Annotated in this window: 19 protein-coding genes; 14 read left to right on the top strand and 5 right to left on the bottom strand. The window is 52.0% G+C overall.

What is annotated here, in order from left to right; all coding sequences use genetic code 11:
- Positions 1 to 60: 60 nt before the first annotated feature.
- Positions 61 to 996: a LysR family transcriptional regulator gene (locus FY046_RS02210; protein ID WP_446185686.1), complete on the top strand. Its 936-nt coding sequence runs from the start codon at positions 61 to 63 to the stop codon at positions 994 to 996.
- Here FY046_RS02210 and FY046_RS02205 read toward each other — a convergent pair.
- On the bottom strand, positions 993 to 1,943 hold the full coding sequence (locus FY046_RS02205) for an alpha/beta hydrolase (RefSeq protein WP_133841649.1): 951 nt from the start codon (positions 1,941 to 1,943) through the stop codon (positions 993 to 995). The genes FY046_RS02210 and FY046_RS02205 overlap by 4 nt on opposite strands.
- A gap of 121 nt (positions 1,944 to 2,064) precedes the next feature.
- On the opposite strand from FY046_RS02205, the gene FY046_RS02200 reads away from it, so the two are divergent.
- On the top strand, positions 2,065 to 2,973 hold the full coding sequence (locus FY046_RS02200) for a LysR family transcriptional regulator (RefSeq protein ID WP_159336412.1): 909 nt from the start codon (positions 2,065 to 2,067) through the stop codon (positions 2,971 to 2,973).
- On the opposite strand, the gene FY046_RS02195 is transcribed toward FY046_RS02200, so the two are convergent.
- On the bottom strand, positions 2,924 to 3,496 hold the full coding sequence (locus tag FY046_RS02195) for a TetR/AcrR family transcriptional regulator (RefSeq protein ID WP_167863708.1): 573 nt from the start codon (positions 3,494 to 3,496) through the stop codon (positions 2,924 to 2,926). The genes FY046_RS02200 and FY046_RS02195 overlap by 50 nt on opposite strands.
- 133 nt (positions 3,497 to 3,629) lie before the next feature.
- On the opposite strand from FY046_RS02195, the gene FY046_RS02190 reads away from it, so the two are divergent.
- From FY046_RS02190 to FY046_RS02175, 4 genes are all read left to right on the top strand, one after another.
- Positions 3,630 to 4,721: an alkene reductase gene (locus FY046_RS02190; protein ID WP_167863709.1), complete on the top strand. Its 1,092-nt coding sequence runs from the start codon at positions 3,630 to 3,632 to the stop codon at positions 4,719 to 4,721.
- A gap of 75 nt (positions 4,722 to 4,796) precedes the next feature.
- Complete coding sequence (locus tag FY046_RS02185) at positions 4,797 to 5,579, top strand: SDR family NAD(P)-dependent oxidoreductase (protein ID WP_167863710.1); 783 nt, start codon at positions 4,797 to 4,799, stop codon at positions 5,577 to 5,579.
- Between the two features lie 20 nt (positions 5,580 to 5,599).
- Positions 5,600 to 6,418 carry an oxidoreductase gene (locus FY046_RS02180; protein WP_133841654.1) on the top strand — a complete coding sequence of 273 codons (819 nt, stop codon included), beginning with the start codon at positions 5,600 to 5,602 and terminating at the stop codon, positions 6,416 to 6,418.
- A 421-nt stretch (positions 6,419 to 6,839) separates the two neighbouring features.
- Positions 6,840 to 7,754, top strand: coding sequence for a GGDEF domain-containing protein (locus tag FY046_RS02175; protein WP_421504991.1), 915 nt, complete (start codon positions 6,840 to 6,842; stop codon positions 7,752 to 7,754).
- A gap of 67 nt (positions 7,755 to 7,821) precedes the next feature.
- On the opposite strand, the gene FY046_RS02170 is transcribed toward FY046_RS02175, so the two are convergent.
- Complete coding sequence (locus FY046_RS02170; protein ID WP_446185685.1) at positions 7,822 to 9,624, bottom strand: glycoside hydrolase family 13 protein; 1,803 nt, start codon at positions 9,622 to 9,624, stop codon at positions 7,822 to 7,824.
- A 444-nt stretch (positions 9,625 to 10,068) separates the two neighbouring features.
- Between FY046_RS02170 and FY046_RS02165 the strand changes: the two genes are divergently transcribed.
- The gene (locus FY046_RS02165) at positions 10,069 to 10,341 is read left to right on the top strand and encodes a PTS transporter subunit EIIB (RefSeq protein WP_171149199.1); all 273 of its coding nucleotides are present in this window, start codon (positions 10,069 to 10,071) and stop codon (positions 10,339 to 10,341) included.
- On the opposite strand, the gene FY046_RS02160 is transcribed toward FY046_RS02165, so the two are convergent.
- Positions 10,338 to 11,273 carry a LysR family transcriptional regulator gene (locus FY046_RS02160; RefSeq protein WP_133841658.1) on the bottom strand — a complete coding sequence of 312 codons (936 nt, stop codon included), beginning with the start codon at positions 11,271 to 11,273 and terminating at the stop codon, positions 10,338 to 10,340. The genes FY046_RS02165 and FY046_RS02160 overlap by 4 nt on opposite strands.
- 123 nt (positions 11,274 to 11,396) lie before the next feature.
- Here FY046_RS02160 and FY046_RS02155 point away from each other — a divergent pair, with 123 nt between their 5' ends.
- The 7 genes from FY046_RS02155 (at position 11,397) to FY046_RS02125 (ending at position 20,419) form a co-directional block, all read left to right on the top strand.
- Positions 11,397 to 12,662, top strand: coding sequence for an ABC transporter substrate-binding protein (locus FY046_RS02155; protein WP_200643319.1), 1,266 nt, complete (start codon positions 11,397 to 11,399; stop codon positions 12,660 to 12,662).
- A gap of 35 nt (positions 12,663 to 12,697) precedes the next feature.
- The gene (locus FY046_RS02150) at positions 12,698 to 13,675 is read left to right on the top strand and encodes a carbohydrate ABC transporter permease (protein WP_133841660.1); all 978 of its coding nucleotides are present in this window, start codon (positions 12,698 to 12,700) and stop codon (positions 13,673 to 13,675) included.
- Complete coding sequence (locus tag FY046_RS02145) at positions 13,672 to 14,517, top strand: carbohydrate ABC transporter permease (protein WP_133841661.1); 846 nt, start codon at positions 13,672 to 13,674, stop codon at positions 14,515 to 14,517. The genes FY046_RS02150 and FY046_RS02145 overlap by 4 nt, the downstream gene beginning before the upstream one ends.
- A gap of 32 nt (positions 14,518 to 14,549) precedes the next feature.
- Positions 14,550 to 15,911, top strand: coding sequence for a family 4 glycosyl hydrolase (locus tag FY046_RS02140; RefSeq protein WP_213202073.1), 1,362 nt, complete (start codon positions 14,550 to 14,552; stop codon positions 15,909 to 15,911).
- A 61-nt stretch (positions 15,912 to 15,972) separates the two neighbouring features.
- Entirely contained in the window at positions 15,973 to 17,082 is a 1,110-nt protein-coding gene (locus FY046_RS02135; RefSeq protein ID WP_421504995.1) for an ABC transporter ATP-binding protein, read from the top strand.
- A 32-nt stretch (positions 17,083 to 17,114) separates the two neighbouring features.
- The gene (locus FY046_RS02130) at positions 17,115 to 18,761 is read left to right on the top strand and encodes a glycoside hydrolase family 13 protein (RefSeq protein ID WP_446185789.1); all 1,647 of its coding nucleotides are present in this window, start codon (positions 17,115 to 17,117) and stop codon (positions 18,759 to 18,761) included.
- Entirely contained in the window at positions 18,761 to 20,419 is a 1,659-nt protein-coding gene (locus FY046_RS02125) for a glycoside hydrolase family 13 protein (RefSeq protein WP_446185684.1), read from the top strand. Before FY046_RS02130 ends, FY046_RS02125 begins: the two co-directional genes overlap by 1 nt.
- A 32-nt stretch (positions 20,420 to 20,451) precedes the next feature.
- On the opposite strand, the gene FY046_RS02120 is transcribed toward FY046_RS02125, so the two are convergent.
- Positions 20,452 to 21,522: a LacI family DNA-binding transcriptional regulator gene (locus FY046_RS02120; RefSeq protein ID WP_133841665.1), complete on the bottom strand. Its 1,071-nt coding sequence runs from the start codon at positions 21,520 to 21,522 to the stop codon at positions 20,452 to 20,454.
- Between the last annotated feature and the right edge of the window lie 127 nt (positions 21,523 to 21,649).

The raw sequence follows: 21,649 nt of genomic DNA, 5'->3' as shown, positions 1-21,649 counted from the left end.
ACAGGCCCTGATTACCTGGTCAAAAAAACCCTCAGTGTTGACATAAAGGAACCAATATCTGTGACGGCACAACTCAATGGTGTACAGGAATTTATTGAAGTCGTCAGAAAAGGCAGTTTCATCGCTGCAGCTGACGGTTTAGGCGTGACGCGTTCGGCACTCAGCAAAAGCATCAAGCGTCTGGAAACACGTCTGGGGGTTCGCTTACTCAACCGCAGTACGCGGAGCCTGTCGCTGACACCGGAAGGGGAGATCTATTTCAATAGCTGCAATGCTGCTCTGGAGATGATTTCAGATGCCGAAAGCAAAATCGAGGCGGGGACAGTGGAACCTTCCGGGCTGATGCGCCTGACGGTACCGGTGGCCTTTGGGCATCTTTTTATGATGCCTTTACTCAATATCATGGCGTTAAAATACCGCGCCCTGAATATCGAAGTTGATTTCAGCGATCGTGTTCGCGACCCGGCGACAGACGGCTTTGATCTGGCTCTGAGGCTTGGCCCTCTGCCTGACTCAGGCGACCTGGTAGCCACCCGACTGGGTGAGCAAAGGCTTATTATTTGCGCCTCTTCGGTCTATCTGGAACGAGCAGGCACCCCCATTGATCTTCATGGGCTTTCATCACACAACTGCATTTCAGGGTTGCCTTCAGATGGGCAAACTTACTGGTTAATCAGGGGTAAAGAGGGGCACGTTGTAAGGCATGTCGTATCCTCTGCTTATCGTTTCAATAATGGTCATGCCATGCTGGAGGCCGCCATTGCCGGATGTGGGGTGACGCAGTTGCCTGACTGGTTGTGCGGGGATGCCATTAAAAAGGGGCAGCTTCAAACAATTTTACCCGCATATCAGGCACCACCCACCCCCATTTCTGCAATGTGGCCCAGGACTCATGCGGTGCTTCCCAAAGTGAGAGTCTTACTTGAGGAACTCAAAAAAGAGTTGCCGACACGGTTAGCTAGCGCGCAGCGTTCATCTGCTGCGCCCGTTATTTAGTCAATCATCAATAATGATGACTTCGCTGCATCCCGCAAAGCCTGTTCAATAAAAGCGACTGAACTCTCAAGCGCCTGTACCGCTTCAGGCTGTAGCGTGGAGAAGAAATGCCAGGCGTGGAACATACCCGGCCAGACTTCCAGGTTTACGCGAACGCGGTTATCACCCAGATGAGTTGCAAGACGCATAGCGTCGCTCAGCATCAGTTCGTTCTCGCCAATCTGAATGAGCACCGGCGGCAGGCCCGTTACATCAGCAAATACCGGTGATGCCATTGGATGATTAGGCAATGCCTCGCCGAGGAACGTTCGCGCAAGAAAATCAAGACCCGCTTTGGTATTCAGAGGATCAAGGCCTTCTCTATTGGTCATAGAGAAGCCAGTATGCTCAAGGTTAGCCCAGGGTGAAATAGAAACACCGCCGGCTGGGAGTGGCAGACCCTTGTTGCGAGCAGCAACCATCACGGTGATAACCATCGCGCCGCCCGCAGACTCGCCGGCCAGCACGATTTTGCTGGCGTCAAAGCCTTGTTCAATCAACCACTCATACGCACGAACTGTATCGGTAACGGGCGTCGGGAAAGGATACTCTGGTGCCAGTCGGTAATCCGGCATGAACACCCGTGCTCCCAGCATGCTGGCGTAGTTGCCACCAATACCGTGATAGCCAGCCGGTTCGCCGACAATATAGGCCCCGCCGTGGATGTACATAACGATGGCCTCTGTTTTAAGAGTATCGGGAGTCACCAGTGTTCCCGGAACGCCCCCCATGTCGATCTCAGTAAAGCTGACACCGGCAGGTGCAGGATTTTTAGCCAGCATACGGGTATAGGCTTCACGCACCTCACTCATCGGCGTTACGGTATCCTCACCCGTAATAATTGGACCCAGACCGGCCAGGCTTTCTGACCACTCTTTAACGGCTTGCCTGGTTTGTTGATTCAACATTTTTATTCCTGTTTGTATTTGCGTTAAAAAAGAACAGGAATCTATGATATATAAACATTTGGGGAATGTGTTTCCCATATCAGGGTACGTTAACGCCCGTATTGGATGAGATAAATAAAGCATGGAGATCAACAGCATTGGTGATATCGCAGCGTTTGTCGCTGCGGTAAAAGCCGGGAGTTACACCCACGCAGCGAGTTCCCTTGGGCTTACTCGTTCTGCCATTGGCAAAAGTGTTGTCAGGCTCGAAACGCGTATGGGGGTGCGTTTACTGAACCGTACTACCCGAAGTCTGAGTCTCACCGATGAAGGGAGGGTCATGTTTGATCGTTGCCGACAGATACTGGATGACCTGGAGGAGGTCGATGCCACCATGGCCATGCGCAGGGTTAAGCCAACGGGGACTCTCAGGCTGAGTGCGCCGCTCTCTTTTGGGCAGCGACATATCCTTCCTGTTCTGGATATTTATCTGAAAAAGTGGCCAGAACTTCGTGCAGAAGTCTCCTTTAGCGACAGGTTTGTTGACCTGATAGAAGAAGGTTTTGATATTGCTATTCGCATAGGTGAACCTCGCGACGACTCACGCATTCTTACCCGAACGATTGCTTCGCAACATATTGTCACTTGTGCATCACCCGAGTACTTATCCTCACGAGGCGTTCCAGAAACACCCGCAGACTTAACCGGGCATGACACTATCTTTCTTCTGAGTGCAGAAAAGAGACGCAGCTGGCGGTTTGCGACTCCGGAAGGCACGTTTGTCTATGAAGGACCCGGTCGGTTGAACCTCGACAGTTCGGAAGCCATGCGGGCATCGGCTATTGCTGGATTTGGTCTCGTTCACTTGCCCACCTACTTGCTCGGAGAAGATTTGCGTAGCGGTAAGTTAATCCCTGTACTTGAGGAGTATCCTTTCCCCCCGGAACCCATTCGGATCATTTATCCCAGCAAACGCCATTTATCACCGCGAATCAGAGCCTTTATTGACCTGCTTGTGGAACGCTGGGAGCCAGGTTTACCCTGGGAATGAGAAGGCGAGTGCGGCATACATCCAGAATTTCATCAGCCAGAGCGGAATCATCCGGGCAGGCACGGGACAGCACCAGGGCGCCGACAAGATGCGCAATGGTGTCTATCAGCTCAGCGCGCGATCCATTTTCATTGCCTAAAACGGCCAGCTGACGTTCAATCCCGGCCGCAAATGTCGCCTTGATGGATTCAGACTGACGGGCCGTATCGGTGCCCAGTGCCGACATCACACATCCCTTTCCCATCTCATCGCGATGTTGTCGGGAGAGGTAGTATTCAATAAATTTTTCCCGGTTCACACCTGCCGTGCTTTCTGCCGATCGCGTGAAACCGCAGCTCATTGCCTCCGCCATCAGATCAGCCTTGGAACCAAAGTGCTTGTAGAACCCTCCGTGGGTGAAGCCTGCCGCTGACATCAGTTCCGCGACGCCCACGCCATCGTAACCGCGCTCACGAAAAAGTTCTGAGGCCGTTTCAACAATGCGTATTCGGTTTTCCCGAACCTGCTCTTTCGACACTTTCATGCTTTCTGCCCGTTTCAAAAATAGGAGGTAAGTATACATTGATGATGACCATAATCAAACCAGTTGACTTTATAGATTACGATCATCATCATTACATCGACACGTTGACCATCCACTGAGCAGGCGATTAAACATGACAAACCAGACATTATTTCAACCCTACGAGCTGGGGACCATCACCCTGGCCAACCATCTCGTGATGGCACCCCTGACGCGTAACAGGGCAGCAGCAGGATTGGTACCCAGCGAACTGGCAGCGACTTACTACGCCCAGCGTGCCACCGCAGGATTACTGATTACCGAAGCCACGCAGATCTCAGCACAGGCACAGGGCTATCAGGATACGCCGGGGATCTATACGCAAGCGCAAATCGAAGGCTGGCGCAAAGTGACTGACGCGGTTCATGCCAAAGGTGGGCGAATTTTTGTACAGCTATGGCACGTAGGACGCATCTCGCATGTCGATTTACAGCCGAGTGGCGCTGCGCCGGTCGCACCGTCTGCTCTTCGTGCCGAGACGAAGACCTTTGTGAACAACGGTTTTGCTGATGTCTCTGAGCCACGTGCGCTCGAGTTACCAGAAATACAGGGGATTATCGACGATTTCAGAAAAGCATCGGCCAATGCCATTGCCGCCGGGTTTGATGGCGTAGAGATCCATGGCGCAAATGGTTATCTGCTGGAACAGTTCCTGAAAGACGGCGCTAATCAGCGTACCGATGAGTACGGCGGCTCTGTCGAGAATCGTGCGCGTCTGCTGTTAGAAGTGACGGCGGCCGTGAAAGAGGAGATCGGCGCTGATCGCACCGGCGTACGCATTTCACCGGTTTCACCTGCGAATGCGATTTCATGCAGCGATCCGCAGCCGCAATATGATTACGTTGCCGATCAACTCAATGCATTAGGCATCGTGTACCTCCATGTGGTTGAAGGCGCGACGGGTGGCCCGCGTGATGTATCGCCGTTCGATTACGGCTCCCTGCGCCGCCGCTTTAAAAACACCTGGATCGGCAACAACGGCTACGACCTGGCGCTGGCGTCCGCTCAACTTACGCAAGGCAAAGCCGATCTGTTCGCGTTTGGCCGCCCATTCATTTCTAACCCGGATCTGGTCGACAGGCTGAAAACGGGCGCACCTCTGGCCTCACTTAACCCTGACACGCTGTATGGCGGTGGCGCAGCGGGATATACCGATTACCCGTCGCTTGCTGAAACCAGCAAGTAAAGCAGCCGATGTCCAGGTTCTACCCGGACCGCACATTGCGGATTCTGATTACACATTAATAAAGAAGATCACCTTATGACTAAAAATTCAGTTCTTATTACAGGCGCTTCGACGGGTATTGGTGCTGTTTATGCTGAGCGGTTCGCCCGCCGGGGACACAACCTTGTTCTGGTTGCACGCGACAAAGCAAGGTTAGAGACACTTGCCGATCGCCTGCGACAGGAAAATGGCATTTCTGTCGATGTGTTACCTGCGGACCTCACGCAAACGCGTGATTTAGCCGTGGTCGAAGCCCGCCTGCGTGAAGACACGCAGATTGGCATTCTGATCAATAACGCGGGTATCGCGCAGTCCGGCAGTTTTACAGAGCAGACGCCTGATTCGATAGAACGCCTTATCGCGCTTAACGTTACCGCCCTGACGAGACTGGCCAGTGCCGTGACACCACGGTTTGTGCAAGCGGGTGAAGGATCGATCGTCAACATCAGTTCTATCGTAGGCCTGGCCCCTGAATTTTCTATGTCGGTTTACGGCGCAACCAAAGCTTTTGTTCTTTTCCTGTCTCAGGGAATGAATGTCGAGCTGTCATCTCAGGGCATTTATGTCCAGGCGGTGCTCCCTGCCGGCACTTACACGGAAATCTGGGATCGTGCGGGGATCGACATCACTCATGCGTCAAAATTCATGGAAGTGGGCGAGTTAGTGGATGCCGCACTGGTGGGCTTTGATCGCCGTGAACTCGTCACCATCCCACCACTGCATCATGCTGCACGCTGGGACACCCTCGATGCCTCGCGTCAGGCTCTGCTTTCGGACATCAAACAAGATGAAGCCGCAGAGCGATATAAAACGCTTTAGTGAATAAGGTCCTGTTCAGCATGACAAAAAAACGTGTAGCACTGGTGACCGGCGCTTCCTCAGGTATCGGCGAAGCGTCGGCTCATAAACTGTTAGCCGCGGGTTATACGGTCTATGGCACGAGTCGGCGTGGCTCCCAGGCGGGAACGCATCCGTTTCCGTTATTAACGCTGGATGTGACGGACGACGCTTCTGTCGAGGCTGCCATTGAGGAATTGCTGCGTCTGGAGGGGCGAATCGATATTCTGGTGAACAATGCGGGCTTCGGAATTGCCCCGGCGGCGGCGGAAGAAAGTTCTGTCGAACAGGCCAGGCGCATTTTCGACACTAACTTTCTGGGCATCGTCAGGGTGACGCGGGCAGTGATCCCTCACATGCGCCGTCAGGGCAGTGGGCGGATCATTAACATCGGTTCAATACTGGGCATCGTTCCGTTGCCCTACGTGGCCCTGTATGCTGCCAGTAAGCATGCGGTCGAAGGGTATACGGGAGCACTGGATCATGAACTGCGCACGCAGGGTATCAGAGTGTCCGTCATCGAACCGGCCTATACGAAAACGCAGTTTGAAGCCAATAACATCGAGCCGGATGCGAAGCGTGAAGAGTATGACCTGATCCGGGCTAAACTTGCGAAAGTGGTGAGCAAAGCAATGGACGCAGCGGAAGGCCCGGAGGTTGTGGCTGACGTGGTGGTGAAAGCGGCTCAGGCGTTACGCCCGAAGGTGCGTTACACGGCGGGCGCGCTGGCAGGACAGTTGAATTTTATTCTCAGATTCGCGCCTGCGTCATTGTTGGATAAGGTCGTGCGCAAAAATCTTCAGCTTGATGCGAAAGAATAAAATGACATTTCTTAACGGGCTATTCTGACCTTTTTCCCGGTAGGGTAACGGTAGGGTAACAGTAGGGATGTCTTTCCCGTTCACCTCAATGCATTAAAATCATACAAAGGTTCGTGCAAAGTTATGAAAAACAAAAAGCCCGCTCAGGATTTCCTGAGCGGGCTTTTCTCATTCTTCCTCCGTTCAGGAGCGTGTTTATCATGCCGGAATTCTGTTGCTGAGTGCGGCAGGATTTTGGTACAGGGTAAAATTCAGGTAGCCAGTTGTTATGTTCCGAGAAGATCAGCACAATGTTTTCACGCAAACCAAAACAAGGAGATGACATGTTGTTATAACCGCCAGGGATAGGTAAATAATGAAATATTCAGGCATAAAATTTATATGAGAATGATTTTCATTTCAATATTTATCAGGGGTTAGTATGCCATTTGTGAAATATGAAGACGGACTTTTTACAAAAAATGAATCACTAAAAAATCTTTACATACCAATGCTATCCTCTCTGGTGTTATGTTTTTTTGTGGTGATTATTAATCTGGCCAGCTTTCCGGAAAAGAAAATTGGACATTCATGGATGGAAAATTCCGGCTGGATAGTGGACATCATTCAGTGGCTAATACTTAACTTTATCTTATGGAGTTTTAACCGTTTAACGGTTAACGCCAGCCTGCGCAGAGGCATTAACCTGGGCCTGCATATCTGGATCATCTCTGCTGCGTTTGATGTGATGGATGAATTTATCCAGCAGCCACGGTGGGTGGGGTATTATATTGAAGATGTCTTCAAGCTGGCAGGGATGCTCTGTGTTTCGATTGGCATCTATTTTATTGTGAGATATGTCAATGGAAAATATGCCGATATCAGCATTGATTCTTATCGTGACGAATTGACGAGCTTGCCAAACAGACGGTATTTCAGAAACATTCTTCTGGAGTTAAAAAACACAGATAATTATGTTTTTATCATTGATATCGACTTTTTTAAAAACATCAATGATAAATATGGACACGATATGGGTGATGAAGTCCTTAGGGAGTTCGGTAATCTGTTGAGTAGTCTGCATGACGGTAATGTTACCGCGTCAAGAATCGGCGGTGAAGAATTTGCCGTTATAGTGACATTGCCATCACAACAGGACGCCAGCGTTGTGGCGGAAAAAATACTATCCCGAACCCGAGACTTAATCATCCGGGATGAAATACGCTTTACTGTTAGTATCGGTGCCGGTCACAAAAAAGAAGACGAAACGGTCGAGAATTTACTTAAACGCGTGGATGTCGCCCTGTATGAAGCGAAAAACCGGGGCAAGAACCGAATCGAATGGGCAGCAGAGTAAACCGGGTCGCCAGGCCTTTTTTGAGCCTGGAAGGGGCTACAAACGCTTGTAGCCTCACGAGGATCTTCTACGGATTAAGTTTATAAATGCCCGACTGCCAGGGTTCAAGACGGAGTTGCCTGTCATTTTTATTCACAATAGTGTGACTGTTGTTTTCAGTAATCACCTTATTGATGGATAAATCCCCAGGCAGGGTGTAGTGCATCACTTCTTCTTTAAAATTAATGACCACAAGATATTTTTCAGCGCCAAACGTTCGGGTGTAAGCATAGACAGAATTGTTGTCAGGATCTAAATCAATATAACTGCCGTAGGTTAAGGCAGGGATGTCGTGGCGAATGTTAATCAGCTTTCTATAATAGTTAAATACGGAATTTGGATTGTTAATCTGATCTGCGCTGTTGATTTCTTTATAATTGGGATTGATTTTTAACCAGGGGGTTCCACTGGTAAAGCCCGCGTTTTTTCCTGCATCCCACTGGAAGGGGGTTCTGCTGTTATCACGGCTGGTTTGGCGTACGTTTTGAAGGAATTCCTCAGCTTTCACTTTGCCTGTTTCAACGTAGTCTCGCCAAAAACCTTTCACCTCTAAATCATCGAAATCATCGATTTTTTTAAAGGGATAATTGGTCATACCGAGTTCTGAACCCTGGTAGATAAACGGCGTTGCACGCTGGGTCAGCGTCAATGTTGCCAGTGCTTTCGCCGCATGGTCGCGCCATTGTGGTCGATCATCACCAAAGTGAGAAACCGCGCGGGGATTGTCGTGATTGTCTAAGAAAAAGGCATTCCACCCATACTCTCCTGCCGTTTGGTCAACCTTATCGACAATTTTTCGGAACTGCGAAAGGGTCCAGTCTTTTCGCCGCCATCTTTCATCAGCATCACGATCGAGCCTGATCAGATCAAACGTAAACGCTATATTTAATTCATTTCTACGGCGATCGAAAAACTTAATCGATTTATCCAGAGGAACCCCAAATATTTCCCCCGCAGTGGCGATATCATAGTGGGATAATACTTCTCTGTTCATTTCATTCACATAGTCGTGAATTTTAGGACCTTTAGTATATTCCTCGGCGAAATTTTTTAACTGCTGTTGGCTAAGGTCAGGGAAGTTTGGGATTTTCGAGTAGGTGGCAACGGTATCAAAGCGTAAACCAGAAACGCCTTTATCTAACCAGAAGCGGAGCATGTCATACAGGTCTTGACGGACTTTGGGATTGTCCCAGTTGAGGTCGGGTTGCTGTTTGGCAAAGTAATGGAGGTAGTACTGGCCTGATTTATCGTCTTTTTCCCAGGCTGAGCCACCGAAGAAGGAGGGATAGTTATTGGGGGCATGGCCATCCTTACCGTCACGCCAGAAGTAATAGTCCCTGTAGGGGTTGTTCTTACCCGATTTGCTCTGAACAAACCAGGCATGCTGATCGCTGGTGTGGTTGATAACAATATCAATCATCAAACGCATATTGCGTTTCTTCATTTCTGAAATAAGACGGTCAAAGTCTTCCATCGTACCGTATTCTTTCATTATCTTACGGTAATCCCGGATGTCATAACCATTATCCGTATTGGGCGAATCGTAATGTGGATTGATCCAAATTGCATCAATACCCAGTTTCTTCAGATAGTCTAAATTCTCAATAATACCGTTTAAATCCCCAATGCCATCCCCATTTGTATCTTTAAATGAGCGTGGATATACCTGATAAAAAACAGCCTGCTTCCACCATGTGGGCAGAGCATTTGATTGCTGAACGTTGAGCGTGGGGGCGGTATCTGGCCCGGCACTGCAGGCCTGATAGGATGTGGCAGAAAAAGTGGTTGCAAGAAAAATAGCGACAGCCGTTTTCAATCCTTGAGAGGACATAACATAATTCTCCTATGATTAATCCTAAAATATAGAGAGGTGATGAGTTATCACTTTAATATGTGTGGGGTAAAGTATTGAGATGGTAATGTCAAAAATAGACTTTTTGACTGATTTTTTATTAATTATTGCGAGTGTTTTTGTTTTTTTTTAATTATGCGACTCTTGAGTGATCAAGTAAATGTGAAATAAAATTTACGTCGCTAAAAGGAATCATGTTCTCTATTTTTATTCAGAATGAGTGATATTAAGCTGAATCGATTTAGTTTCTTTTTCTCTCTGGGGGATAGTTCTGTTTTTTTTCATTGAAAAATATCCACCGCGCTATGCTGTTGAAGCGAGTTATAGATGGACTCTATATCTCTCGGCAATAAATCAATTTCACTTCGCCTGATGCCAACCCTATGCTACAGCGGAAAATATGAAAGGCTCTCAGGAGGAAATGTGGAAAAACAACAGCTCGCGGCGGGTGTGCTGAAGGCATTAGGGGGGGCGGATAATCTCGTTAAGCTGAGTTACTGCGCCAGTCGCATCAGGGTGACCATTCGTGACAACGCGTGCTTCGACAGGCACGCGCTGGAAGCGTTAGACGCGATTAAATCCGTGCTGGAAGTCGACACGGCTCAGCACAGCACTGAGTATCACCTGGTTGTCGGCCCGGGTAACTCCCGTTCGTTGTATGAGGCGCTGACGGGGTTAACCGATCACCGTCGTTAAACCAGCAGGTGGCGGATCGGCTCAAGATGCTGTTGCATCAGTTCCTGCATTTGCACCACGTGAGCCGTGTCCCTCTTCTCACGCATCAAATAAAAGCCGACGTTATAGCGTGGACTGGGTTGCGTGGTTTGCAAGGGAACAATCTTATGGCGAGAAAAGTAGTCAGCCATGCATAACGGATAGCTCAACATCACGGCGTCCGACTCGTTGATCATATCGACTGCCGCCATCATGGAGTTAGTTGACCAGATCACCCTCTCTTCTAAATGCATGCGGTTTCTTGCCTGCCTTTTCGGTTGCATATCTTCCATCATATGCTGAAAGCGACCCTCATCCGGCGTCAACTCCACACAAGGATAGTCCTGCAGTTCAACCGGTTCGATAACTCTGTTGCTCAGCGGATGACCCTGCCGGACAAACAGGCTGTCAGTGACGCTAAACAGCGGCACAAAGCTGATCCCCGCCTTCGAATTCAGACCCTGAATTTCATGCCCGACAAACAGATCGATATCCCCCCCCAGTAACAGATCCATCAACCTGAGATGGTTTCCCTGGTCGATGTGAATATTGACGGTAGGGTGCAGCGTTCGGTAAGCGGTGAAGCTGTCGCGGATAAACAGATGCCACCAGGCATGCCCCGTGCCCATGCGCAGGCTTTGCACCTGACGTGCTTTGATAAACGCCAGTTTTGTCAGCGTATTTTCATAAATCCGCTGCATCATTTGCGCCTGCTCCAGCAAAAGGTCGCCATACTCGGTGGTCTTCACGCCCGTTGACGTGCGCTCCAGCAGCTGCACGCCCAGACTCTCTTCTAACTTCTTCATATTATGGGTAACGGTGGGCTGGCTAAGGCAAAGTTTGTTTGCAGCATGACTCACATTTTTGAACATCGCGACTTCAATAAACTGACGAAGAATTTTATCCACGATCACATATTCCCTTCATGCTATAGATTTTTTCTATAGCTTAGCGGTGAAAATCAATTTCCGTCAATGTCATGGTTTCGCTATTTTTTTTCCTATGACGATATTCTCGCCCCCACCTGAGAACAAGCTATGAGAAGAGTGATCCCGGAACTGGTGCTTGCCGTGCTGACCTTGACATCGGGTCTGGCTGCTGCAGATACCCTGCGCATGGAGTGCCCGCCAAGCAAGGAAGGCCGTCAATTTTGTCACTATATTAAGCAGAAGTTTGAGGCTCAAACGGGCCATACCCTGAAATTTATCGATCTTCCTCCTGCCTCTAATGAAAAACTGTCGTTGTTTCAGCAGCTGTTTGCCGCGAAAGATTCCGATGCCATTGATCTGTTTCAGGCGGATACCGTCTGGATTGGCGTGCTGGACAAACATCTTCTCGATTTGACGGACAGCGTTAGCGATATCCGCCATGACTTTTTCCCCACCGCGATGCAAAACGATGTGGTCAATGGACGCGTGAAAGCGATTCCCGCCTATATGGATGCGGGAGCGTTGTTTTACCGCAAAGACTTACTGGCTAAATACGGCGAAAAGCCCCCGGTGACCTGGACAGAACTGACCCGCATTGCCACGCGTATTCAGCAGAGTGAACGCGAATCAGGGCATAAAAATTTCTGGGGAATGGTGTTTCAGGGCAAAGCCTATGAAGGGCTGACCTGTAACGCGCTGGAGTGGGTGGAGTCACAGAACGGCGGCAGTGTGATTGATTCTCAAGGCAATATTACCATCAACAACGCGCGCGCTGCGCAGGCATTGGATATGGCCGCAGGGTGGATCGGTAAAATCGTCCCGCCTGGGGCGCTGGGCTATATGGAAGAGGAGTCGCGTTCGGTATTCCAAAACGGTGATGCCCTGTTTATGCGCAACTGGCCTTACGCCTATACGCTGGCAGAAGACCGCAGCAGCGCCATTCGTGGCAAGGTCGGCGTTATGCCGTTACCCGCCAGCGACGATGGCACATCGGTTAGCGCCATGGGCGGCTGGCACTGGGCGATCAGTGCGTATACCAAAAATCCACAGGCAGCAATTGCCCTGCTCAAGATCGTCAGCAGTGCCGAATCACAGAAGAAAACCCTGGCGCTGATGGGGTGGACTCCGTCACGCACCGCGCTGTATGACGATCCTGAGGTCCTGGCGCAGGCACCTTATCTGTCTGACTTCAAAAACATCTTCTTGCTGGCCAAACCGCGCCCCGCCACGCAGACCCGGCGGCAGTACGCGCAGGTCTCTAAAGCGATCTATAACGCCACCTACAACGTGTTGCGCGGTGACATTGATGGGGCAACCGCGGTGGCCGGATTACAGCAGCGGCTGGAGAGAATTAAAGCCAGAGGATGGCGTTGAACCCAATGCCCCATTAACGGTCCGGAGTACGATGTATGAAGCAAGAAACGCCTTCCCTGTCCCTTCCTGACAACACCGCTAGCGCACCGGTGGCGAAGCGCAGCTATCAATTGCGCCGCAGCCGTATTGCCTGGCTGCTGGTGGCGCCTGCGCTACTGTTACTGGCCGCCGTCGCTGGCTGGCCTCTCTTTCGTACGCTGTTTTACAGCTTCACTGATGCCATGCTGGATGCGCCTGACGATTACCATTTTGTCGGTTTCTCCAATTATTTTGACGTTGCTGCGGGTGGCCATCATTACGGCGTGCTGGCAGACCCGCTGTGGTGGATGGCCGTCGGTAACACGCTGCGTTTCAGCATGATGTCGGTATCGCTTGAGCTGGTCTTCGGCATGCTGCTGGCGCTGCTGATGAACGAGAAGTTTCGCGGGCAGGGGCTGGTGCGCACCGCAATCCTCGTGCCCTGGGCGATCCCGACGATTGTGTCAGCCAGAATGTGGAGCTGGATGTTCCACGATCAGTACGGCGTGGTGAACGACCTGCTGCTCAAAATGGGCGTGATCAACACGCCGCTGGCGTGGGTGGCGGACCCGGTGCTCTCAATGTGGGCGGTAGTGATCGTTGACGTGTGGAAAACCACGCCGTTTATGGCACTGATGCTGTTGGCCGCGCTGCAGCTGATCCCCCGCGACTTGTACGAAGCGGCACGGATTGATGGTGCCAACGCGTGGCAGCGTTTTCGTCGCATCACGCTGCCCTTAATTATGCCGGCGATGATCGTGGCGCTGATTTTCCGCGTCATGGATGCGCTGCGCGTCTTTGATCTGATTTATATCCTGACGTCCAACAGTGAGGCGACGGTGTCGGTGTCAGGTTACGCACGCGATCAGTTAGTGAGTTATCAGGAAATGGGGTCCGGTTCCGCTGCGTCGGTACTGGTATTCATGATGGTGGCCGGGATTGCAGCCTGCTTTGTGATGCTGGGCCGCCGCAGCAATGGAGAGGCAAAATCATGAGGCTGAACCGTCAACAACAACAGCTTGCCCGGCGTTTAATGATTCTGACCGCAGCGACACTCGCCTGTCTGATCTGCCTGTTCCCGTTTTATTACGCCATTATCACGTCCCTGCGTTCAGGGCAGAATCTCTTCAACGTGGAGTGGTTACCCAATGAAATGAACTGGGGAAATTATGTCACGGCGCTGATGGATAACGGCATCGCCCGCAGCCTTTTCAACTCGGCAGTGGTGGCAACGCTGACTGTGGGGCTGTGCCTTCTGGTGTCGATTACCGCCGCTTTTGCTTTGTCGCGCATTCAGTTTACAGGCCGCAAGTATTTGCTGTTCACCATTCTCTGCGTGTCGATGTTCCCACAGGTGGCCGTGCTCTCCGGCATGTTTGAGCTGGTGCGTTTTATGGGGTTGTATGACTCGCTTGGCGCGCTGGTGCTCTCTTACACCACCTTTTCATTGCCTTTCACCATCTGGGTGCTGACCACCTTTATGAAGGCTATCCCAACGGAGCTGGAAGAGGCGGCCATCGTCGACGGTGCCAGTACCTGGACCATCATCCGTCGCATTTTCGTGCCGATCATGGGGCCGTCGCTGGTGACAACAGGACTGCTGGCATTTATCGGCGCGTGGAATGAATTCATGTTCGCCCTGACGTTTGTCATTTCCGGTGATAAACGCACCGTGCCTGTCGCGATCGGCATGATGCAGGGATCTTCTCAATTTGAACTTCCCTGGGGAGCCATCATGGCCTCCTCGGTGATCGTGACGCTTCCCATTGTGGCGCTGGTGCTGATCTTCCAGCGACGCATCGTCAGTGGATTAACCAACGGTGCAGTTAAGGGCTAATGCCCACATTATCCTCGTCAGGAGACGTAAACATGGCTACAAAAATTGTTTTAGTGGGGGCAGGCAGTGCACAGTTTGGCTACGGCACCCTGGGTGACATCTTTCAGAGCCGTGCGCTGTACGGCAGTGAAATCATCCTGCATGACATCAATCCTGTTGCACTGGCGGTGACCGAAAAGACAGCGAAAGACTTTCTGGCAAAAGAAGATTTGCCGTTCATCGTCAGTGCCACCACCGACCGTCGCACGGCACTGCGCGGGGCCGAATTTGTCATCATTTCGATTGAGGTGGGCGACCGTTTTGCCCTGTGGGACCTTGACTGGCAGATCCCGCAGCAGTACGGCATTCAGCAGGTTTATGGTGAGAATGGGGGGCCGGGGGGGTTATTCCATTCGCTGCGTATTATTCCACCGATCCTCGATATTTGTGCCGATGTGGCTGACATCTGCCCTGATGCCTGGATTTTTAACTATTCAAATCCCATGAGCCGCATTTGCACTACGGTTCATCGCCGCTTCCCGGAACTCAATTTTGTTGGCATGTGCCACGAAATTGCCTCACTGGAGCGCTATCTGCCTGAAATGCTCAACACCTCGTTCGATAACCTGAGCCTGCGTGCGGGCGGCCTTAACCACTTCAGCGTGCTGCTGGAAGCGCGTTACAAAGACAGTGGCAAAGATGCCTATGCCGATGTCCGCGCCAAAGCGCCTGACTATTTCGCCAGCCTGCCAGGTTACAGCGACATCCTGGCGTATACCCGTCAGCACGGCAAACTGGTGGATACCGAGGGCAGTACTGAGCGTCATGCGCTGGGCGGCAAAGACAGTTCGTATCCGTGGGCAGACCGCACCCTGTTCAAAGAGATCCTGGAGAAGTTCCACTGCATGCCTATCACCGTAGATAGCCACTTTGGCGAATACATCAGCTGGGCGGGTGAGGTGAGTGACCACCGTGGCATTCTCGATTTTTACACCTTCTACCGTAACTACCTTGGCGGGGTGCAGCCGAAGATCGAGCTTAAATTAAAGGAAAGAGTGGTGTCGATTATGGAGGGCATCCTGACCGACTCCGGCTATGAGGAGGCCGCCGTCAACATTCCTAATCGTGGATTTATTAAACAGTTGCCCGAATTTATCGCGGTAGAAGTGCCGGCAATCATTGACCGTAAAGGCGTGCACGGTATTCAGGTAGACATCCCACCGGGTATTGGTGGGCTGCTCAGTAATCAGATTGCCATTCACGATCTTACGGCCGAGGCCATTATTGCCGGCTCGCGCGATCTGGTGATTCAGGCGCTGCTTGTGGACTCTGTGAATAACCAATGCCGTGCGATCCCCGAGCTGGTTGATGTGATGATCTCTCGTCAACAGCCCTGGCTCAACTATCTGAAATAGCGTCATTTCATTCATGCCGGTGGCTGGCCGGCATCATTTTATCGAGAACCGGGAGGGGAATATGGCGCAGTTGACGCTGGATAAGATTCAAAAACGCTATGGCGCGAAGGCGGAGGTCATCCGTTCGCTGAATTTGCAGATTAAAAGCGGAGAGTTTGTGGTGATTGTCGGGCCTTCTGGCTGCGGCAAGTCAACGCTGCTGCGTATGATTGCCGGGCTGGAGGAGATCAGCGGCGGGGGCATGTACATCGATGGTCACTACGCCAATGACGACAGCCCGGCCGAACGCGGTATCGGCATGGTTTTCCAGTCATATGCACTGTATCCGCATATGAGTGTTTATCAGAATATGGCATTCGCGCTGGAGCTTGCGCACTGTTCAAAGCCGGAGATTGATCAACGGGTGAGGGAGTGTGCACGCATTTTACAGCTGGAGCCGTTGCTGGAACGACGGCCAAAAGATTTGTCGGGTGGCCAGCGTCAGCGCGTGGCGATCGGGCGTGCCATTGTGCGCGAACCGCGCTTGTTCCTGTTCGATGAGCCGCTATCCAACCTTGATGCCTCGCTGCGGGTGCAGATGCGTATGGAAGTCTCTGCCCTGCATAAACGTCTGGGTGTCACCATTATTTATGTGACACACGATCAGGTCGAGGCGATGACGCTGGCCGACCGGATCGTGGTACTCAATCAGGGCAATATCGAACAGGTGGGAACGCCGCTTGAGCTGTACGACCAGCCCGCCAATGAATTTGTCGCCCAGTTTATCGGTTCGCCGAAGATGAATCTGATCCCGGCCACGCTGCGCCGGTCGGGCGAACAGCAAAGCGTGGTGGAACTGGACAATGGCAAAACGCTGGTGTTATCCATCGCCACCCCGGCCGAGGCGGAGGGCCGCAGCGTGAACATCGGTATTCGTCCAGAACATATTCGCAGTGGCAATGTGGAACAGTGCGAATACCAGGGCGAGGTGATGTTTGTGGAACAGATGGGCAATGAAACCCTGCTGTATCTGGACAACGGCAATGCGGGCGAACCCTGGGTCGTGCGGCATGCCGAGCGTTCCGCCATCCATGTTGGCCAAACCGTTGGGGTACGGCTTCCGGTGGAATGCTGTTACCTGTTCGACAGTCACGGCCAGGCGTTCCAACGTCATCTGGCAAAAGTACACTAATTCGTCTGGGGGAAAATCACGTGATCAATGATATGCGCAGCACACCGCACTGGAAAGAGGCCGTGGTTTATCAGGTCTATCCGCGCAGCTTTATGGACAGTAACGGCGACGGTACCGGCGATCTCAACGGTATTATCAGCAAGCTCGATTACCTGCAACAGCTCGGCATCACGCTGTTGTGGCTGTCGCCCGTATACCGTTCGCCGATGGACGATAACGGCTATGACATCTCTGATTACGAAGAGATTGCCGACATTTTTGGTTCGATGAGCGACATGGAGCGCCTGATTGCAGAAGCTAAAGCGCGTGATATCGGGATCCTGATGGATCTGGTGGTCAACCATACCTCTGACGAGCATCCCTGGTTTATCGACGCACTGACCTCAAAAAACAGTGCTTACCGTGACTTTTATATCTGGCGAGCACCGGCGGCAGACGGCGGGCCGCCTGATGACTCTCGTTCGAACTTTGGTGGCAGTGCCTGGACGCTTGATGAGGCCAGCGGTGAATATTACCTGCATCAGTTTTCCACGCGCCAGCCCGATCTCAACTGGGAAAACCCGCGCGTTCGTGAAGCCATCCACGCCATGATGAACCGCTGGCTGGATAAGGGCATCGGGGGGTTCCGAATGGACGTTATCGACCTGATCGGGAAAGAAGTGGATCAACAGATCATGGCGAATGGCCCTCATCTTCACCTGTATCTTCAGCAGATGAACCGGGCGACCTTTGGCCCGCGCGGCAGCGTAACGGTAGGGGAGACGTGGAGCGCAACGCCGGAAGACGCCCTGCTCTACAGTGCCGAAGAGCGGCAAGAGCTGACGATGGTCTTTCAGTTTGAGCACATCAGGCTTTTCTGGGATGAACAGTACGGGAAGTGGTGCAACCAGCCGTTTGATCTGTTGCGCTTTAAGGCCGTGATTGACAAGTGGCAGACGGCACTGGCTGACCATGGCTGGAACTCGTTGTTCTGGAGCAACCATGATTTGCCTCGCGCGGTCTCCAAATTTGGTGATGACGGTGAGTATCGCGTGGTGTCAGCAAAAATGCTCGCCACCGCGCTTCACTGCCTTAAAGGCACACCCTACATTTATCAGGGTGAAGAGATTGGCATGACCAACGTGAGTTTTGCTGATATTGACGACTATCGGGATATTGAAAGCCTGAATCTTTATCAGGAGCGGATCGGCGAAGGGATGAGTCATGAAGCGATGATGCACGGTATCCACGCCAACGGGCGCGATAATGCGCGAACGCCGATGCAGTGGGACAGCAGTCCACATGCGGGGTTCACCACCGGTCAGCCCTGGATTGAGGCTAATCCCAACTTCAGGACAGTGAATGTTGCGGCTGCGCTTGACGATCCTGACTCTGTTTTTTACCACTACCAGAAGCTGGTGGCATTGCGTAAGCAGCTGCCGCTGCTGGTGCACGGCGACTTCAGGCAGATCGTTGTCGACCATCCGCAGGTGTTTGCCTGGCTGCGCACGCTGGGGGAGCAGACGCTGGTGGTGATCAATAATTTCACGCGAGACGCCGTGATGCTGGCGATCCCCGACAACCTGCAGAGCAAGAAGGGCCGTTGTCTCATCAACAATTACGCGCCACGGGAGCGGCTGGAGCCGATTATGAAACTGCAACCTTATGAATCCTTTGCATTACTTATTGAGAGGCTGTGATGGCAAACTGGTGGAAAGAGGCCGTGGCGTATCAGATATACCCGCGCAGCTTCAACGACAGCAACAACGATGGCATAGGTGACCTGAATGGCATCACGGAAAAACTCGATTACCTGGAAGATTTGGGCATCGATCTGATTTGGATCTGCCCCATGTATCAGTCCCCCAATGATGACAACGGCTATGACATCAGCGATTACCAGAAAATCATGGCTGAGTTTGGCACGATGGAGGATTTTGACCGTCTGCTTGAACAGGTGCATGCGCGCGGTATGCGCCTGATTATTGATTTAGTGGTGAACCATACTTCTGATGAGCATCCGTGGTTTTTAGCGTCCAGTGCCTCACGGGATAACCCGAAACGCGACTGGTACATCTGGCGCGACGGTAAAGCGGGCGCCGAGCCGAACAACTGGGAAAGTATCTTCAACGGTTCTGCCTGGAAATACAGCGCGGCGACCGGGCAGTATTTCCTGCATTTGTTCTCCGAAAAGCAGCCAGATTTGAACTGGGAAAACCCCGAGGTGCGTTCGGCGGTGTATGCCATGATGCGTTGGTGGCTTGACAAAGGGGTAGATGGTTTTCGCATTGATGCCATCTGCCATATGAAAAAAGAGCCAGCTTTCAGCGATTTGCCTAATCCCCTGGCGCTGCCTTACGTACCGTCATTCGAGCGCCACCTCAACTACGACGGCCTGCTTGATTACGTCGATGACATGTGCGAACAGGTGTTCAGTCACTATGACATTGTGACCATCGGCGAAATGAACGGTGCCTCCGCTGAACAGGGTGAAGAGTGGGTTGGCGAGCAGCGGGGCAGGCTGAATATGATCTTTCAGTTTGAGCACGTGAAGCTGTGGCAGGATGGGCAAAAGGACACCCAGGAGGCCAGTCTCGATTTACCCGGCTTAAAAGAGATTTTCACGCGCTGGCAGACACTGCTGGAAAACAAAGGCTGGAACGCGTTATACGTAGAAAATCATGATCTTCCCCGTGTGGTATCGGGCTGGGGCGACGATAAAAATTATCAACGTGAAAGCGCGACCGCCATTGCGGCGATGTTCTTCCTGATGAAAGGTACGCCGTTTATTTATCAGGGGCAGGAACTTGGCATGACCAATACGCATTTCGCCAGCCTGGAGGATTTTGACGACGTTGCCGCGAAGAAACTCGCCGTTGAAATGCGCCGACAGGGCAGGGAAGAGCCCGAGATCCTCGCCTTCCTCAGCCGCACCGGGCGCGATAACTCGCGCACCCCGATGCAGTGGGATCAGAGTACCCACGGCGGTTTCAGCAATGCCACCCCCTGGTTCCCTGCGAACAGTAATTACCCTGAGATCAACGTGGCGGACCAACGCGCTGACAGCGGTTCCGTGCTGAACTTCTATCGTGCGCTCATTCGCCTGCGGCGGAAGATGCCGGTACTGATTGAAGGGGCTTATCAACTCCTGCTGCCGACACATCCGCAGATCTATGCTTATACCCGTCGTCTGAATGAGCAGCAGGTGTTGGTGATCGTCAATTTCAGTGCCCATCAGCAGGAGATAGATCCGCAACAGCTGTTACTGGACGGCTGGCAACCGCTGCTGAGCAATTATCAGGAGCAGGGGAAACGGCAAATCTTACGGGCTTATGAGGCACAAATTTATCAGCGGTAAACCTCGGCCTGTCGGGGAGGATTTGATAATTTTCACAGCTTTTCTACCAGTGATTTTAATTGTGCAATGACAGATTTTTTCTCATCCTCTTCTTCTCCACCGTAAGGACAGGTTGACTGGCGGATAATCAAATGTGTCGGCAGCAATTCACGGATGTGAATCTGAGGGGCGGCCATCTGCTGGATTAACAGCTCGACGGCCCGCTTACCCAGCTTGTTGAAATCCTGCGCAACGGTGGTGAGCGGTGGCTGGAAATAGAGGCTGTCCGCCGTATCATCATAACCGGTGACGGAAACCATCCTGCTGCCGGTGCGATTCAGTTGCGCGAGGGCGCTCAAAACCCCTAGCGCCATTTGATCGTTCGCGACGACGATCGCGCTAATCCGCGGATACTGATGTAACAGCTCAAGGGCCTTATTCCGGCCACTGGCGGCACTCCAGTCACCAAAGACCGTAACCGCATTACTCACTCCAAGCCGGTGCAAGGTCTCACGCCAGCTACTCAATCGCATACGCGCCGAAACGGAACTCTCTGGCCCTGCAAGCAGGCCGAACTCACGATGCCCCAGTTCCCAGAGATGACGGATGCATGCTCCGCAGCCATTAAGGTGATCAAACCGTACGCAGCAGACATCCGTTTCCGGCGAAACATCTAAAAACAGACAGCAAATATCCGGGTTCTCATTCACCAGTTTTTCCGCAATGTGATCCTCAAGGGGCAGATTAATCACCGCGCCCCGGATATTTTGTGCGCGAAATTCATTCAGCCGCGCCTGAAGTGAGGCATAGTCAGCCATCACCGGCATCGCGATAGCGACCTCCAGTTGATGTGTACCTGCGTGACTTTTTATCGCAGCAGCGATTTGCGAGGGCGCGTGCAGGGTCAACGACGCGGTAATCAACCCTATAGACGGTGCCGACTTCCCCGCCAGCAATTGTGCTGAGCGGTTCGGTACATAGTGCAGTGCCTGCATTGCACGAATGACGTTATCGCGGGTACGCTCAGCCACCACATCAGGTTTATTCAGCACGCGTGAGACCGTCTGCTGGGATACCCCGGCCTCGCGAGCCACATCTTCTAAGGTTGCCGTACGGCGCTCCATTGTCTTCTCCTTTACCCGTTAACAATAATGTCGTTCGCTAACATTTTATGTCAGAAAGACGACAATACATTATCGCTTTAGCCTTGTTTCGTGATCGTCCGTGAGTTTCAACTTCAACATGATTGCC

The organism is Erwinia sp. 1181_3, from assembly GCF_052824965.1.
This window is presented reverse-complemented; position numbering and strand designations above follow the sequence as displayed.

Coding starts and splice junctions, on each gene's coding strand:
- FY046_RS02130 (WP_446185789.1), top strand. CDS start 17,115: ATGCGCAGCACACCGCACTGGAAAGAGGCCGTGGTTTATCAGGTCTAT.
- FY046_RS02200 (WP_159336412.1), top strand. CDS start 2,065: ATGGAGATCAACAGCATTGGTGATATCGCAGCGTTTGTCGCTGCGGTA.
- FY046_RS02185 (WP_167863710.1), top strand. CDS start 4,797: ATGACTAAAAATTCAGTTCTTATTACAGGCGCTTCGACGGGTATTGGT.
- FY046_RS02155 (WP_200643319.1), top strand. CDS start 11,397: ATGAGAAGAGTGATCCCGGAACTGGTGCTTGCCGTGCTGACCTTGACA.
- FY046_RS02180 (WP_133841654.1), top strand. CDS start 5,600: ATGACAAAAAAACGTGTAGCACTGGTGACCGGCGCTTCCTCAGGTATC.
- FY046_RS02205 (WP_133841649.1), bottom strand. CDS start 1,943: ATGTTGAATCAACAAACCAGGCAAGCCGTTAAAGAGTGGTCAGAAAGC.
- FY046_RS02175 (WP_421504991.1), top strand. CDS start 6,840: ATGCCATTTGTGAAATATGAAGACGGACTTTTTACAAAAAATGAATCA.
- FY046_RS02140 (WP_213202073.1), top strand. CDS start 14,550: ATGGCTACAAAAATTGTTTTAGTGGGGGCAGGCAGTGCACAGTTTGGC.
- FY046_RS02125 (WP_446185684.1), top strand. CDS start 18,761: ATGGCAAACTGGTGGAAAGAGGCCGTGGCGTATCAGATATACCCGCGC.
- FY046_RS02195 (WP_167863708.1), bottom strand. CDS start 3,496: ATGAAAGTGTCGAAAGAGCAGGTTCGGGAAAACCGAATACGCATTGTT.
- FY046_RS02120 (WP_133841665.1), bottom strand. CDS start 21,522: ATGGAGCGCCGTACGGCAACCTTAGAAGATGTGGCTCGCGAGGCCGGG.
- FY046_RS02170 (WP_446185685.1), bottom strand. CDS start 9,624: ATGTCCTCTCAAGGATTGAAAACGGCTGTCGCTATTTTTCTTGCAACC.
- FY046_RS02150 (WP_133841660.1), top strand. CDS start 12,698: ATGAAGCAAGAAACGCCTTCCCTGTCCCTTCCTGACAACACCGCTAGC.
- FY046_RS02190 (WP_167863709.1), top strand. CDS start 3,630: ATGACAAACCAGACATTATTTCAACCCTACGAGCTGGGGACCATCACC.
- FY046_RS02135 (WP_421504995.1), top strand. CDS start 15,973: ATGGCGCAGTTGACGCTGGATAAGATTCAAAAACGCTATGGCGCGAAG.
- FY046_RS02145 (WP_133841661.1), top strand. CDS start 13,672: ATGAGGCTGAACCGTCAACAACAACAGCTTGCCCGGCGTTTAATGATT.